The following is a 14,284-nucleotide window of genomic DNA, read 5'->3' as shown; positions in this document are numbered from 1 at the left end:
TTGCTTAAGCGGACACATTAAAAATGTTGCGCAGCATGGTTTTTGAGGTAAATCCATGCTGCACCGCAAAGTTGCAGCAAACGTTACCAGCCCATGTGGTGGCCACCGTTGATGTCCAGATTGGACCCGGTGATCCAGGCAGCCTCTTCGGCCACCAGGAACGCCACTGCGTAGGCAATCTCTTCCGGGCGCCCCAGCCGGCCGGTGGGGATATCGGCCACGATCTTGGCGCGCACTTCCTCCGGAACCGCCATCACCATGTCGGTGGCCACATAGCCGGGCGAGACCGTGTTGACGGTCACCCCGAAGGCGGCGTTCTCGCGCGCCAGCGAAATGGTGAAGCCATGCATGCCGGCCTTGGCCGCGGCGTAGTTGGCCTGGCCGTACTGGCCCTTGAGACCATTGATGGAGCTGATCTGGATCACCCGGCCCCAGCCGCGCTTGCGCATGCCTTCGATCACCGGGCGGGTGACGTTGAACACCGAATTGAGGTTGGTGTTGATGACGTCGTGCCACTGTTCGGCGGTCATGCGGTGGAAGGTGGTATCGCGGGTGATGCCGGCGTTGTTGACCAGCACCTCGATGGGCCCCAGTGACGCTTCGACGTCTTCGACCAGCGCGCGTGCATGTTCGGACGAGGCGACGTCGCCGCGGAACAAGGCCACCTCGTAGCCCTGCGCCTGCATGCGTTGCTGCCAGTCGCGCGCCTTGTCCTCGTTACGGAAGTTGCTGGCGACCCGGTGACCCTGGTCGGCCAGGCGTTTGCAGATGGCGGTACCGATACCGCCGGTGCCGCCGGTGACCAATGCGACGCGAGATGTCATGACGACTCCAATGAGCGGGTGAGGCCGAGGCGATCAGGGCGCAGGTGCCCGGTGCCGGTGCTGGGTCGCAATTCTAGTCACGCGCGGGCTGCGATGCGCGCCCATCGGTGCCCAGGGTCGCGCTCTGCGGCAGTCGCCCCGGCGAAAAATGCTGCACGGCATGCTGCAGCACCGTGGCCACGCTGCCGTGCTGCGGCAGCGCGGCCGGCAGCTGGCCCAGCGCGCGCCAGGCCGCATGCAGGGCCGGTAGCGGGTCGGTGTCGTCCAGTGCGGGCGCGGCGTGCGATTTGGACAGCTTGCGGCCGTCGGCGTCCAGGATCAGCGGCAGATGCAGGTAGCGCGGTTGCGGCAGGCCCAGGGCGCGCTGCAGCAGGATCTGGCGTGGCGCGGAATCGAGCAGGTCGGCGCCGCGCACGATGTCGGTCACGGCCTGCGCGGCGTCGTCCACCACCACGGCCAACTGGTAGGCCCAATAGCCATCGGCGCGGCGCAGCACCACATCGCCGACTTCGGCATAGACGTCCTGCACCACGCGGCCCTGCAGTCCGTCGTCGAAGTCGACCGGCGGCTGCGCCGGCACCCGCAGACGCACCGCGCGGCGCGCGCCCAGCGGGGCGACGCATGCGTGGTGGAGACCGCCCATGGCGGCCAGATCGGCGCGGCTGCAGCTGCACTCGAAGGCCAGCCCGGCCTGCATCAGCGCGCTCAGTGCAGCGGTGTAGTGTGCGTCGCGCGCGGACTGCCGGATCACCGGCAGGTCCGACACCAGGCCGAAGGCGCTCAACGTGCGCAATTGCCGCTCGGACGCGCCCGGCTCGGCGCGCGGCGGGTCGATGTCCTCGATGCGCACGCACCACTGGCCGCCGGCATGCCGGGCAAGCAGCCAGCTGCCGAAGGCCGCCAGCAGGGAGCCGAAATGCAGCGGGCCGGTCGGGGAGGGCGCAAAACGGCCGCGATAGGGAAGTGGGGGCATGGGAGGCTGAATCGTCGGTCAGGAGCTTGCTTGATTTCAAGCCGCAGCGTCCGCAGATCCGCAGCAGTTCACCCCGCATGAGTGGAGCCACCGCGCCATGTTCAACCGCATTTTCCTGTTCCTGCTGACCAACTTTGCGGTGCTGATGCTCGCCGGCATCGTCATGTCGGTGCTGGGCGTCAATCCCGCGCAAATGAGTGGATTGTTGGTGATGGCTGCCGTCTTCGGTTTCGGTGGCTCGTTCATTTCGTTGCTGCTGTCCAAGTTCATGGCCAAGCGCAGCACCGGTGCGCAGGTGATCACCGAAGCGCGCACGCCGACCGAGCGCTGGTTGCTGGAGACGGTGCGGCGTCAGGCGCAGGCCGCCGGCATCGGCATGCCGGAAGTGGCGGTCTACGACGGACCGGAAATCAATGCCTTCGCCACCGGCGCCAACCGCAACAATGCCCTGGTGGCCGTGTCCACGGGCCTGCTGCAGAACATGAGCCAGGACGAGGCCGAAGCGGTGCTGGGCCATGAGATCGCGCACGTCGCCAATGGCGACATGGTGACCATGGCGCTGCTGCAGGGCGTGCTGAACACCTTCGTGATCGTGCTGGCACGCGTCGTCGGCGGCATCATCGACAGCGCGATGTCGGGCAACCGCGAGGGGGGTCGAGGCTTTGCGTACTACATCATCGTGTTCGCCCTGGAGATGGTTTTCGGCCTGTTCGCGACCATGATCGCGATGTGGTTCTCGCGGCGCCGCGAATTCCGCGCCGACGCCGGTGGTGCGCATCTGGCCGGGCGTAGCAAGATGATTGCCGCACTGGAGCGACTGTCGCTCAACCACGGCCAGAACACCTTGCCCTCGCAGGTGCAGGCCTTCGGGATTTCCGGAAGCGTGGGCGATGGGTTGCGTCGCCTGTTCCTGAGCCACCCGCCGCTGAGCGAGCGTATCGCCGCGCTGCGAGCGGCCAATGGCACGGCGATGTAAGAGCGGTACCGGGATCGCTGCGGGCGCTGAACTCTGTGGAAGGCGCTGCAGCCGGGATTGGCTCCGATAGCTGGAGCGGTAGCGCCAATCTCCATGCGCACCGAACCGGTCCGCTGCAGGGCCTGGCCAGCCAGCGACCCACTCGGGATCATTGCCAGAGACAACAAAAGGCCCGCGCACTGCGGGCCTCGTTGTGCAGCGTTGCCGGCTTTCGGTTGGCTCAGCCGAACTCGTAGTTCATCAGCGGCCCGGTCGGTGCCACAAAGTCGCCCTGCACATAGTCCACGCCGGCACTGAAGAAGCTGCTCATCGATTGCGCATCGGCCACGAACTCGGCCACGGTCAGGATGCCGGCAGGCTGCGCGCGCGAGGTGATCTCGCGAATCTTTTCCTGGCTGTCGCGCGCCAAGGCGACGTCGCTGGTGATGCCGCGATCCAGCTTGAGGAAGGCCGGCTGGAAGTGCGCCAGCAGCTGGAACGAATCCAGGCCCGAGCCGAACTGCTCCAGCCCGACCTTGCAGCCCATGGCCGACACCGCCGCCAGAAACTGCTGGGCATTGCGCAGATGGGTGAATACCTTCGATTCTGGCGTCTGCAGCCACAGCCGTTCGCCGGGCACGCCATAGACCGCCAGCTGTTCGCGGATGATGTCGACCATCTGCGGGTCCGAGAACGAGTTCGGCCCGATCCGGACCAGCAGATGCGTCTTGTGCCCGGCGCGTTGCCGTTCGCCCAGTTGCCGGATCGCACGCGCGACCACCCAGCGATCGATTTCGGTGATCAGGTCGTGCTCTTCGGCGATCGCCATGAAGGCGTTCGGCGACATCATCTCGCCATTGCGCTCCAGCCGCAGGAAGGCCTGGTACAGCTCCAGCGGCTCGCCCTGCAGGTTGAGCACCGGCTGGTAATGCAGCAGGAAGCCATCGCCCACCAGCGCCTCGCGCAGCTGCTCGACCCAGCGTTCGATGCGTTCTTCCTCGGCGCGGTCGGAGGCCGCCGGGTCGTAGATGCTTGCCGCATTTCCACCGAGCTCGGCCGTGGTGCGCACGGCCTCGGTGCCGCGATTGAGCACCTGGCCGATGCTGGCGATCTTTTCGCCGATCTGCACGCCGCCGATGCTGACCGTGACCGTGGCCGAGCGCGAGCCCACGCTGAAGACATGCTGCGCAAACGCATCGCGTACGGCTTCGGCAACCGCATGGGTGCGGGCGTAGTTGCCGTCCATCAGCAGGGCAAAACTGTGCTCGCCGAAACGTGCGGCCACCACGCTGTCATCCACCACGCCGGCCACGTGCGCGGCCATGGCGGCGATCAAGGCATCGGCCGAATCCAGGCCGATTTCCGGCAGGATGCGCGCGTAATGATCCGGCTCGATCAACAGGAAGCCGGACTGGCCTTCGCTGCGACCGGCCTGTGCCACGGCCTGTTCCAGCGCCACCATGAAGGTGGGGCGGTTGAGCAGGCCGGTGACCTGGTCGCGCTGGCGCAGGTCCTCGACCTCGCGTGCCAGTTCCGGATCGAATTCCTCGCGGCGCCGGAACACCACCTGGATGCACGGCTCGCCTTCATAGGTGGCGGTGGCGAACTCCATCGTCGCCGGGAAGGTGTCGCCTTCCAGCCGGCGTGCGTCCACCTTGTACTGCGCCGGCGGCGGTTCGCCCTTGGCCATCGCCTTGAGCAACTGCTTGAAGTCGTCCACGTACTGCGCGGCGATCATGTCCAGCAGCGAGACGCCTTCGACATCCTCGAACGACTCGAAGCCGAACATTTCCAGATACGCCTCGTTGGCGCGGATATGCATGCCTTCGTGCACGTAGGCGATGGGGTCGCGCGAGGAGGCGATCAACGCATCGCAACGCCGCTCGGTTTCGCGCATCTGCGCCTCGATGCGGCGCAGCCCGCGGCGCGCCTGCAGGTCGTCCCACTCCGCGCGCACCAGCGCCAGCAGGTGCTCGGGACGATGGCGCAGCGCAATCGCGCGCACGCCGTGCGAAGCGGCCTCGACCAGCGCGTTCTCTTCGATCCGATCGGCCAGCAGGATGATCGGAATGTCCTTGCCGCTGCCGGCGATCTGCGCCTGCAGCGCGCTCATGGGCACCTGTTGCGCCTGCCCCTGCAGGGCCAGATCGATCTGGCCCGACAGCATGCTGGCCAGTTCCTCCTGGGTTTGCGGTCGCGACGGGCGCACTGCAATGCCGCCATTACGCAACGCGGTGACGATGGTCTCGGCGCTCTCCACGCTGTCATCGACGATCATCAGGCGGAGGGTGAGATCTTTGCCTTTTTGCATGCGCGGCTCCCTGGAGACGGGCTTTAATACACGAAGGGGTCTGGCACGTCCATGTATGTGGAGCATGCCGCATCTAGTGTGAGACGTAGTGCACTGATTGCACGTGCCAGTGGCCTTCCGGAGGGCCGGTGCACCGCACTCGGTGACTGATCGCTGCATTGCTCCGCAACGGCCTGCGTGTCACCGACTACGCGACGGTCACCACCGGCACGACGTGCCGGTCGCCCTATGCGACGCTGCCGGCGGCATGGCCGGACGCCCATGCCCACTGGAAGTTGTAGCCGCCCAGCCAGCCGGTGACGTCCAGGACTTCGCCAACGAAGTACAGGCCGGGCACCAGTCGCGACTCCAGCGTGCTGCTGGAGACCTGGTGGGTATCGACCCCGCCGAGCGTTACTTCAGCGGTCCGGTAGCCTTCGGTTCCGCTGGCAATCAGCGGGAAGGCGCCGAGCAGGTCGGCAGCGCCCTGCAGCTGCGGCGGATCCAGCTGCCGGACCGGCCTGTCAGGCAACCACACCTCGCACAGGCGCTGCGCGAACCGTTTTGGCAACAGCTCTGCCAGCACGTTGCGCAGTTCGGTCGCGCCGCGCTGTTGCTTCTGCTCGCGCAGCCAGGCGCCGGCGTCATGGCCTGGCAGCAGGTCCAGGCGTAGCTCGTCGCCCGGCTGCCAATAGGACGAGATCTGCAGGATTGCCGGCCCGCTCACGCCGCGATGGGTCAGCAGCATGAAGTTGCGGAAGCTGGCCCCGTTGCAATGTGCCTCCACCGGCAACGCCAGCCCGGACAGGTCGTGCAGCCGTTCCTGGTGCTTGCCGCTCAGGGTCAGCGGCACCAGCCCGGCCCGTGTCGGCAGCAGCGTGTGGCCGAACTGCTGGGCCAGCGCATAGCCGAATCCGCTGGCGCCCATGCTGGGGATCGACAGCCCGCCGGTGGCCACGATCAACGATTGCGCCTGCACGCGTCCCTGGCTGGTCTGCACCTCGAAGCCGTCGCTGCCGCGCTGGACCGACAGTACCTCGCACTGGGTGCGGATCTGCACGCCGGCCGCCTCGCACTCGTCCAGCAGCATGCGCACGATCTGCTTGGAGGAGATGTCGCAGAACAACTGCCCCAGCTCTTTCTCGTGATAGGCAATGCCATGGCGTTCGACCATGTCCACGAAATCTGCCGGGCGATAGCGCGCCAACGCAGATTTGCAGAAGTGCCGATTGGCCGAAATGAAATTGCCGGGCGCCGTACCGGTATTGGTGAAATTGCAGCGCCCGCCGCCGGACATCAGGATCTTCTTGCCGACCTTGTTGGCATGGTCGATCACCAGCACCTGGCGGCCGCGCCGGCCGGCAGTGAAAGCGCTCATCAGCCCGGCAGCGCCGGCACCGATGACCAGCACGTCGCACCGCATGCTCATTCGGCCGGGGCTTGCCGCACCATCGGGGTCAGGGTGACGCTGCCGTGGTCGGCCAGCATCTGCACCTCGCCGTCCTGGATGATCACGTCAAAGCGCATGCCGCGCTGGATCAGCGCGCCCAGGGCCTCGGTGGACTGCGCGTCGAGCTCGATCACGCGCAGGTTGCGATGCCTGCCCATGGCGTTGGCGTGTTTCTTCCACCAGGTTTCGGTGGCCTGGCCGCCGTAACCGATCACCACCACCTCGCGCGAGCGGTTGCAGGCCTTGCGCACGCGGCTCTCATCGGGCTGGCCGAGGTCGATCCACAGGTCGGGGTCGCCGGTGTAGTCGCGTCGCCACAGGTCCGGTTCTTCGTCGTTGCTGAGGCCGCGGCCGAATTCCAGCCGGTCGTCGGCAAACAGGGCAAATGCCAGCAAACGCACCATCAGGCGCTCGTCGGTTTCGGAAGGATGCTGGGCCAGGGTCAGCGAATGGTTGGCGTAGTAGCCGCGGTCCATGTCGCTGATCTGAAGTTCCGCCCTGCGGACGGTGGCGGTGAGGGCCATCAGGATGCCGATTGCAAAGGGCGCCCATGATACGCGCGCGCCCCGGACGTGGCGCGTTACGCCGGGCTGCGCGGTTGCGCGGCCAGCCAACGATCCAGCTGCGCGGCAAACGCCTGCCGATCGCGCGCATGCAACGCCGGCGGCCCGCCGGTCGCAATGCCGGCGCCACGCAGCTCCTCCATGAAGCCACGCACCGACAGGCGCTCCTTGATGGTGTTGCTGGTGAACGCCTCGCCGCGCAGGCCCACTGCCGTAGCGCCGGCTTCCAGTGCACGTGCCGCCAACGGGATGTCCTGGGTGACCACAAGGTCACCGGCAGCGACCCGCTCGGCGATGGCATCGTCGGCCGCATCCGGGCCGCCCGGAACCTGCAGGGCCCGGACGTGGGGCAGGGTGGGCGTGCTCAGGTAATGGTTGGCGACCAGGGTGACCGCGACGCCGGTGCGTGCGGCAGCGCGGAACAGGATGTCGCGGATCACCGCCGGGCAGGCATCGGCGTCGACCCAGATCTGCGCGCGGAGGGGGTCTTGGGGTGTCTTCATCGGTAGAGTGTGGATGGGGAAGTGCCTGACAGACGGTGGGATTTGGCCTGACTGCAAAAGATTTGACGCCAGGTGTCGCTTTTTGCCGAAAACACGAGTAATGTGCACGTACTGTGTTTGCAAGGGTCACCGTGAATCGTGGCCTGGTGCAGCCGGATCGTTACAGATCTCGCTTCATCGTTCCGCTTTACCAACGCCTGCAACTCAGTCTCAGCTCCGGCTTTTCGGACGCTGCGATTTATCAATCTATAGTTCAGGAGTTAGTAAAATGTCAGACGCATCACGTCAGAGCGGTACCGTGAAGTGGTTCAACGATGCCAAGGGTTTCGGCTTCATCACCCCGGAAAGCGGCCCGGACCTGTTCGTGCACTTCCGTGCCATCCAGGGCACCGGCTTCAAGTCGCTGCAGGAAGGCCAGAAGGTCACCTTCGTCGCCGTGCAGGGTCAGAAGGGCATGCAGGCTGACCAGGTGCAGGCGGTCTAATCCGTCTGCAACCGTAAGGTTGCCAAAAACGCCGGTCGCGCAAGCGACCGGCGTTTTTTATTGGCCGTGCGTCGGCCAGGCCGAACAGGTCCGTGCATCAAGTGGCGGCCTGCCCTTGTCCTTGGCAGCTGCCGGTGTCCTACGGGCGACCAGCACCAGGCGATGGGTGGCAGGCTGTCCTTGGTCGACCTCGTTATCCCCTGTCGACAAATCGGCCGACGGCGTGCATCGCTGTCTACACCCTGTCGCGTTGCATCCATCCAGCTGGACGATACGCGCGCCAACCGCTGGCAGTGAACAGAACACGGGCTTTGCGCGCGGCAACGACGCGGCGCTGGTTACGATGGGGCTTTCCGCCTGCGGACGCCTTCATGATCACCGTTCACCATCTCAACAATTCCCGGTCGCAGCGTGTGCTGTGGTTGCTGGAAGAACTGGCGCTGCCGTACCAGATCGTGCGGCACGAGCGCGACCCCAAGACCATGCTGGCACCGGCGGCGCTGCGCGCAATCCACCCGCTGGGCAAATCGCCGGTGATCGTGGATGGCGAGCTGACCATCGCTGAATCCGGTGCGATCCTGGACTATCTCACCGAGCGCTACGACACCGAATGCGCGTTGTCGCCGCCGCCGCGGCCGATCGACTCACCCGAGCGGCAGCAGTTCCGTTACTGGATGCACTACGCCGAAGGCTCAGCCATGCCGCCGCTGCTGATGACGCTGATCTTCGGCCGGATTCGCAGCGCGCCGATGCCGTTCTTCGCCAAACCCGTCGCGCGCGCGATCGTGGACAAGGCGATGTCGGGCTTTGTCGGCCCGCAGGTCAAACTGCACATGGACTGGATGGAGCAGTCGCTGCAAGCCAACGCCTGGTTCGCGGGGGAGCGCTTCACCGCTGCCGACATCCAGATGAGTTTCCCGGTGCAGGCCGCGGCGGCGCGTGGTGGTGGGCTGGAGCATTACCCGCGCCTGGCCGCGTTTCTGCAGCGGATCGAAGCGCGCCCCGCGTATCAGGCAGCGCTCAAGAAAGGGGGCCCTTACGAGCTGATGGGGCGCAGCCGCAACGCCTGATGGTGGTGTGCCGGCGTGGCGATGAACGCGACGCCGGCGGTCTCATCGATTATGACCGTCGAGGTGCGCGGCCGTCCTTCTCCGGCAGGCTGCGTCCGGCTCAGGGCGCCTTGCACTGCCGCAGGAACTGCAGGGTGTCGCGCAGCTCCGGCGAGCCGGTCAGCGGTTTGCGGAAGGCCAGTACCAGGCCCATATGACCGACGTGCGGATACTGCTTGACCTGCACGTCTTCACCCTTGCGGCGCATGGCCGACGCCAGCGAGAGGCTGTTCTGTGGCTCGACGACGTGGTCGGCATCGCCATGCAGCAGCAGCATGGGCGGCTCATCGCCGTCGACGAACAGGACCGGCTGCGACCTGGCCTGCTCGGTGGGCGAGGTACCGAAGATCTCGACCAGCTCGGGGTCGGTCATGGGGAGGAAATCGTAGGGGCCTGCCAAACCGACGAAGCCGCACAGCTGCTGCGGCTGCAGGCCTTGCGCCTGCAGCCAGCTGCGATCAGTGGCCAGCAGGCCCGCGATATGCGCACCGGCCGAATGCCCCATGACCGCCAGCCGCTTGGGGTCGCCGCCATAGTCATGCGCATGCTGCAGGCCCCACGCGGTGGCGCTGGCCGCATCCGTCATGAAGCCTTGCAGGCCCACCTGCGGGTACTTGCGGTAGTCGGCGACCATGGCCACCACGCCCTGACGTGCCAGGGCGCGGCCCATCCAGCGGTAGTTCGCGCGCTTGCCGCGCTTCCAGGTGCCGCCGTAGAAGAACACCACCACCGGTGCGTCGACCACGCCGCGCGGCTGATAGACGTCCAGCGCCAGGCCGTGTGCCGGATCGAAGACCTGATCGTGATGCTCGATGACGCCGTCACGGCTGGAGGCGGCGTTGATGCCGCCGAAGAACACGCTGCTGCAGGCGGTCATCGTCAGCGAGCCCAGCAGTAACAGGGCAGGGCGGATCCAGCGGGAGGGGCGAACAGGCATGGGCGATGTCGATGATCAGTCAGGAGAGAGGGCAAGCGGGTGTCGCGGCATGCGTGGATGCTGTGCCATGAGGGTCGGGCGGCGCCGCATATCGCCCGGGCAGGCAACGGTGGAGGCGTATTAGCGGCGATCAGGCGTCGCTGGCATGTGCACGAAGAGCTCGCTTGGTATCGGAATGCGAAGTGAAGATACGGTGCGCGCGCGGCGCCGGATGCGGCGCGGCCCATGCCGAGTTCACCGTCGGTGGCCTAGGCTTGGCGCCATGACACGATTGCACTTTGATAACCGCCTGCGCCAGCAGTTGCCTGGTGACCCGGAACAGGGCGTGCGCCGTCGCGAGGTGAGCGCGGCCTGGTCGTCGGTCCTGCCCACCCCGGTCGCCGCCCCGCGCCTGGTCGCCTATTCGCCGGACGTGGCGCAGCTGCTGGGAATGGACGGAGCCGAGCTCGCCAGTGCGCGCTTTGCCGAGGTCTTTGGTGGCAATGCGCTGTATCCGGGCATGCAGCCCTGGGCGGTCAACTACGGCGGGCATCAATTCGGACACTGGGCCGGGCAGCTGGGCGACGGCCGGGCGATTTCGCTGGGCGAGGCGATCGGCGTCGATGGGGACCGCTATGAACTGCAACTCAAGGGTGCCGGCCCGACCCCGTATTCGCGCGGTGCCGACGGCCGCGCCGTGCTGCGCTCGTCGATCCGCGAATTCCTGTGCAGCGAGGCCATGCACCACCTGGGTGTGCCGACCACGCGCGCACTGAGCCTGGTGACCACGGGCGATGCGGTGGTGCGCGACATGTTCTACGACGGCCGGCCGCAGCGCGAGCCGGGCGCGATTGTCTGCCGCGTGGCGCCGTCGTTCGTCCGCTTCGGCAATTTTGAATTGCCGAGTGCGCGGGGCGACATCGCGCTGTTGCGGCAGTGGGTGGAGTTCACCATCGCCCGCGATTTTGCGCAGCTTTCCGGTACCGGCGAGGCCCTGTACGCCGACTGGTTTGCACAGGTCTGCGAACGCACTGCGGTGATGGTGGCGCACTGGATGCGGGTGGGGTTCGTGCATGGGGTGATGAATACCGACAACATGTCGATCCTGGGGTTGACCATCGATTACGGCCCGTATGGCTGGGTGGACGACTACGACCCGGACTGGACGCCCAACACCACCGACGCGCAGGGCCGGCGTTACCGCTTCGGTACCCAGCCGCAGGTGGCCTACTGGAATCTTGGCCGCCTGGCGCAGGCGCTGGCGCCACTGTTCGCTGACGCCGCGCCGCTGCAGCAGGGGCTGGACCGGTTCCGCGACACCTATCTGGCCTGCGATCGCACCGATACCGCCGCCAAGCTGGGTTTGGCGGAGTGCCGCGACGAAGACCTGCAGTTGATCGATGCACTGCGCGCGCTGATGCGCGAGTCGGAAATGGACATGACACTGACCTTCCGCGCGCTGATCGACTTTTCCGCCGAGCAACCGGATCCGGACCTGCTGCGTGACGCCTTCTACGACGAAGACAAGCGCCTGGCCGATACGCCGCAGCTACACGAGTGGTTGCAGCGCTATGCCGCGCGCCTGAAGCAGGACACGCTGCCGCCCGAGCAACGGCGCACTCGCATGCGTTTGGCCAACCCGCGCTATGTGCTGCGCAACTACCTGGCACAGCAGGCGATCGACAAGGCCGAGCAGGGCGATGCGTCCGGTGTGCAGGCACTGCTGGACGTGATGCGGCGGCCGTATGACGACCAGCCGGGCCGCGAGGCGTTTGCCGCGCGACGCCCGGACTGGGCGCGCGACCGTGCCGGATGTTCGATGCTGTCGTGCAGTTCCTGACCGGCTCAGACGCACGTATGCCGTAAACGCAGCGTCAAGGTCGCGCGCAGCCTAGAATAGGCCGCACCCCACTGGCCACATTGCCGCCACCACCATGACAGATTGCAGCCGCTGCGCCGGCACCCATCCATCCGGCCCCAACCACTGGTCGGAGCGGATCCGCGATATCGCCGATTTCCCCAAGCCAGGCATCGTCTTCAAGGACATCACCCCACTGCTGTCCGATGGCCCCGATTTCGCGTCGGCGCTGGATGAAATGGCGCAGCCCTGGCGGACCACGCCGCTGGATGCGGTGCTGGGCATCGAGGCGCGCGGCTTCATCCTGGGTGCGGCACTGGCGCGCGAACTGCGGACCGGCTTCGTACCGGTGCGCAAGCCGGGCAAGCTGCCTGGACGTACCCTGATCCAGGAATACGCGCTGGAGTACGGCACCGACCGTATCGAGATGCATGAGGATGCGCTGCCGCGCGGCGCGCGCGTGCTGATCGTCGACGACGTGCTGGCCACCGGCGGGACGTTGCGCGCGGCGCTGGGCCTGGCCGCACAGCTGGAGCTGGAAATCGTTGGCGCTGCGGTGTTGGTCGAGCTGACCGCGCTGCAGGGCCGCACGAAGTGGGCCGATGACGTGCCGCTGCTGGCGACCTTGTCGTATTGAGCGCCGTTCGTCCGCTGTGTGCCGTCTCTGGACGCGAGCAGCTGCTGCTTGAACCACGTGCTGACCGCTGCGGTGGCCACGCAGGCCGAACACGCGGTGGGCCTGCGGGTGGAAGAGCCGGAATACGCGGCTCATTGTCGGCCTCTGCGTGCCCGGTTGGTCCGCTGCGATGCGGGCATGGGCGCGCCACGCTCGTCCTGAATGCATGAGGCAATGGCCGGCGGGTGCACGCGTGTGTGCATCCGCGCGACGCCATCACTGCCATGCCCGCGGCCGGTATCGCACCGGCCGCTGTCTGCTCAGAGCTTGCTGACCCGGAAACGGCGTCCCTTGATCTTGCCCGCATGCAGGTGCGCCAGCGCCTTGGCGACCTGCGCGCGCACAATTGCGACATAGGAGCGGGTGGGGTAGATCGCAATCTTGCCGATCGCCGCGCCCGACAGCCCGGCTTCGCCGGTGAGTGCGCCCAGGATATCGCCGGCGCGCAGTTTGTCGGTCTTGCCGCCATCGATGCGCAACGTGGTCATTGCCGCCTGCGGCAACTGTGCCGGGCGCGCAGTGGCCAACGGCGCGCGCGACCATTTCAGCGGCTGGCCTTGTTCGGCTTCCAGTGCCTGCGCGCGCGCCGCTTCACGCGGCGCCACCAGGCTCAGCGCCAGGCCGTGCTTGCCGGCACGCGCGGTACGGCCGATGCGATGGCGATAGGTTTCGATGTCGGTAGGCAGCTCGTAGTTGACCACTGCCGACAGGTCTTCCACGTCCAGCCCGCGCGCGGCCACATCGCTGGCCACCAGTACATTGCAGCTGCGGTTGACGAAGCGCACCAGCACTTCGTCGCGGTCGCGCTGTTCCATGTCGCCATGCAGTGCGAGCGCGGAGAAGCCGAACTCTTGCAGCGAGCCGGCCACCTCGTCCACTTCCTTGCGGGTATTGCAGAACACCACGCTGGATTCGGGATTGAAGCGCAGCAGCAGGCCGGCGACGGCCTTCTGGCGATAGGTCGGGTCGACTTCGAAGAACTGCTGATCGATTTCCGGCGCGTTGTCGGCGCCTTCGACGGTGATTTCGACCGGCTCTTTCAGGATCTCGCGCGCCAGCGTGCGGATGCTGTCCGGGAAGGTGGCCGAAAACAGCAGGCTCTGGCGATGCTTGTCGCAGCGGCTGGCGATCTCGCGGATGGGTTCTTCAAAGCCCATGTCGAGCATGCGGTCGGCTTCGTCCAGCACCAGCGTGCGCACGCCGCCCAGGTGCAGGGCGCGCTTGCGGGCCAGTTCCTGGATGCGTCCGGGCGTACCGACCACCACCTGCGGGTCGTGCGCTTCCAGCGAGGCCAGCTGCGGGCCGAGCGGCATGCCGCCGGTGAGCACCACCAGCTTCATGTTGGGGATGCCGGTGGCGAGCTTGCGCAGCTGCTTGCCGACCTGGTCGGCCAGTTCGCGGGTGGGGCAGAGCACCAGCGCCTGCGCGCGGGTCAGTGCCGGGTCGAGCTTCTGCAGCAGGCCCAGCCCGAAGGCGGCGGTCTTGCCGCTGCCGGTCGGCGCCTGGGCAATGACGTCCAGCCCCTGCAGGATCGGCGGCAGGCTCTGTGCCTGGATGGGAGTAAGCACGGTGTAGCCCAGGGCGTCGATGCCGGGGGCCAGGGCCGGCGACAGCGGCAGCGCGGAAAATTCGTTCATGGCGCATTTTAGCGGGAATCGGGAGTGGGGAATCGGGAATCGCAAA

Annotated in this window: 13 protein-coding genes; 5 read left to right on the top strand and 8 right to left on the bottom strand. The window is 66.7% G+C overall.

Translation table 11 applies throughout. From position 1 onward, the window contains the following. Positions 1-83 precede the first annotated feature (83 nt). Complete coding sequence (locus XnspCFBP7698_RS02230; protein ID WP_104579627.1) at positions 84-824, bottom strand: beta-ketoacyl-ACP reductase; 741 nt, start codon at positions 822-824, stop codon at positions 84-86. Positions 825-897: 73 nt separating this feature from the next. Continuing rightward, on the bottom strand, positions 898-1,797 hold the full coding sequence (gene gluQRS, locus XnspCFBP7698_RS02225) for a tRNA glutamyl-Q(34) synthetase GluQRS (protein WP_104579628.1): 900 nt from the start codon (positions 1,795-1,797) through the stop codon (positions 898-900). 97 nt (positions 1,798-1,894) lie between these two features. Between gluQRS and htpX the strand changes: the two genes are divergently transcribed. Further along, positions 1,895-2,773 (top strand): protease HtpX, encoded by an 879-nt coding sequence (gene htpX / locus XnspCFBP7698_RS02220; protein ID WP_104579629.1) that lies wholly within the window; start codon positions 1,895-1,897, stop codon positions 2,771-2,773. Between the two features lie 220 nt (positions 2,774-2,993). Here the strand turns inward: htpX and XnspCFBP7698_RS02215 are convergent, their stop codons facing one another. The 4 genes from XnspCFBP7698_RS02215 to XnspCFBP7698_RS02200 form a co-directional block, all read right to left on the bottom strand. After that, positions 2,994-5,063: an EAL domain-containing protein gene (locus tag XnspCFBP7698_RS02215; protein WP_104579630.1), complete on the bottom strand. Its 2,070-nt coding sequence runs from the start codon at positions 5,061-5,063 to the stop codon at positions 2,994-2,996. A 226-nt stretch (positions 5,064-5,289) separates the two neighbouring features. After that, a complete protein-coding gene (locus XnspCFBP7698_RS02210) occupies positions 5,290-6,471 on the bottom strand; it encodes an NAD(P)/FAD-dependent oxidoreductase (RefSeq protein WP_104579631.1) in 1,182 nt (393 codons plus the stop codon). Further along, a complete protein-coding gene (locus XnspCFBP7698_RS02205) occupies positions 6,468-7,016 on the bottom strand; it encodes a YaeQ family protein (RefSeq protein WP_104579632.1) in 549 nt (182 codons plus the stop codon). The genes XnspCFBP7698_RS02210 and XnspCFBP7698_RS02205 overlap by 4 nt, the downstream gene beginning before the upstream one ends. A gap of 56 nt (positions 7,017-7,072) precedes the next feature. Next, positions 7,073-7,558, bottom strand: coding sequence for a YaiI/YqxD family protein (locus XnspCFBP7698_RS02200; protein WP_104579633.1), 486 nt, complete (start codon positions 7,556-7,558; stop codon positions 7,073-7,075). A 268-nt stretch (positions 7,559-7,826) separates the two neighbouring features. Here XnspCFBP7698_RS02200 and XnspCFBP7698_RS02195 point away from each other — a divergent pair, with 268 nt between their 5' ends. Further along, entirely contained in the window at positions 7,827-8,042 is a 216-nt protein-coding gene (locus XnspCFBP7698_RS02195; protein ID WP_005923176.1) for a cold-shock protein, read from the top strand. 371 nt (positions 8,043-8,413) lie between these two features. Beyond that, on the top strand, positions 8,414-9,112 hold the full coding sequence (locus XnspCFBP7698_RS02190; protein WP_104579634.1) for a glutathione S-transferase: 699 nt from the start codon (positions 8,414-8,416) through the stop codon (positions 9,110-9,112). A gap of 100 nt (positions 9,113-9,212) precedes the next feature. Here the strand turns inward: XnspCFBP7698_RS02190 and XnspCFBP7698_RS02185 are convergent, their stop codons facing one another. Next, positions 9,213-10,088, bottom strand: a complete 876-nt coding sequence (locus XnspCFBP7698_RS02185; RefSeq protein ID WP_104579635.1) for an alpha/beta hydrolase — start codon at positions 10,086-10,088, stop codon at positions 9,213-9,215. A 262-nt stretch (positions 10,089-10,350) separates the two neighbouring features. Between XnspCFBP7698_RS02185 and XnspCFBP7698_RS02180 the strand changes: the two genes are divergently transcribed. Then, positions 10,351-11,907, top strand: a complete 1,557-nt coding sequence (locus XnspCFBP7698_RS02180; protein ID WP_104579636.1) for a YdiU family protein — start codon at positions 10,351-10,353, stop codon at positions 11,905-11,907. Positions 11,908-12,001: 94 nt separating this feature from the next. Beyond that, on the top strand, positions 12,002-12,562 hold the full coding sequence (locus tag XnspCFBP7698_RS02175; RefSeq protein ID WP_104579637.1) for an adenine phosphoribosyltransferase: 561 nt from the start codon (positions 12,002-12,004) through the stop codon (positions 12,560-12,562). Between the two features lie 299 nt (positions 12,563-12,861). On the opposite strand, the gene dbpA is transcribed toward XnspCFBP7698_RS02175, so the two are convergent. Next, a complete protein-coding gene (dbpA, locus tag XnspCFBP7698_RS02170; protein WP_104579638.1) occupies positions 12,862-14,238 on the bottom strand; it encodes an ATP-dependent RNA helicase DbpA in 1,377 nt (458 codons plus the stop codon). Between the last annotated feature and the right edge of the window lie 46 nt (positions 14,239-14,284).

Source organism: Xanthomonas sp. CFBP 7698, from assembly GCF_003600855.1.
Classification (GTDB): Bacteria; Pseudomonadota; Gammaproteobacteria; order Xanthomonadales; family Xanthomonadaceae; genus Xanthomonas; species Xanthomonas cannabis.
Note: the sequence above shows the minus strand (reverse complement) of the source record. Positions and strands in the feature narration are given on the sequence as shown.

Excerpts from the sequence above, each read along its gene's own strand:
- XnspCFBP7698_RS02190 (WP_104579634.1), top strand. The coding sequence starts at position 8,414 with ATGATCACCGTTCACCATCTCAACAATTCCCGGTCGCAGCGTGTGCTG.
- XnspCFBP7698_RS02195 (WP_005923176.1), top strand. The coding sequence starts at position 7,827 with ATGTCAGACGCATCACGTCAGAGCGGTACCGTGAAGTGGTTCAACGAT.
- XnspCFBP7698_RS02215 (WP_104579630.1), bottom strand. The coding sequence starts at position 5,063 with ATGCAAAAAGGCAAAGATCTCACCCTCCGCCTGATGATCGTCGATGAC.
- gluQRS (WP_104579628.1), bottom strand. The coding sequence starts at position 1,797 with ATGCCCCCACTTCCCTATCGCGGCCGTTTTGCGCCCTCCCCGACCGGC.
- XnspCFBP7698_RS02210 (WP_104579631.1), bottom strand. The coding sequence starts at position 6,471 with ATGAGCATGCGGTGCGACGTGCTGGTCATCGGTGCCGGCGCTGCCGGG.
- XnspCFBP7698_RS02185 (WP_104579635.1), bottom strand. The coding sequence starts at position 10,088 with ATGCCTGTTCGCCCCTCCCGCTGGATCCGCCCTGCCCTGTTACTGCTG.
- XnspCFBP7698_RS02200 (WP_104579633.1), bottom strand. The coding sequence starts at position 7,558 with ATGAAGACACCCCAAGACCCCCTCCGCGCGCAGATCTGGGTCGACGCC.
- htpX (WP_104579629.1), top strand. The coding sequence starts at position 1,895 with ATGTTCAACCGCATTTTCCTGTTCCTGCTGACCAACTTTGCGGTGCTG.
- XnspCFBP7698_RS02205 (WP_104579632.1), bottom strand. The coding sequence starts at position 7,016 with ATGGCCCTCACCGCCACCGTCCGCAGGGCGGAACTTCAGATCAGCGAC.
- dbpA (WP_104579638.1), bottom strand. The coding sequence starts at position 14,238 with ATGAACGAATTTTCCGCGCTGCCGCTGTCGCCGGCCCTGGCCCCCGGC.
- XnspCFBP7698_RS02175 (WP_104579637.1), top strand. The coding sequence starts at position 12,002 with ATGACAGATTGCAGCCGCTGCGCCGGCACCCATCCATCCGGCCCCAAC.
- XnspCFBP7698_RS02180 (WP_104579636.1), top strand. The coding sequence starts at position 10,351 with ATGACACGATTGCACTTTGATAACCGCCTGCGCCAGCAGTTGCCTGGT.
- XnspCFBP7698_RS02230 (WP_104579627.1), bottom strand. The coding sequence starts at position 824 with ATGACATCTCGCGTCGCATTGGTCACCGGCGGCACCGGCGGTATCGGT.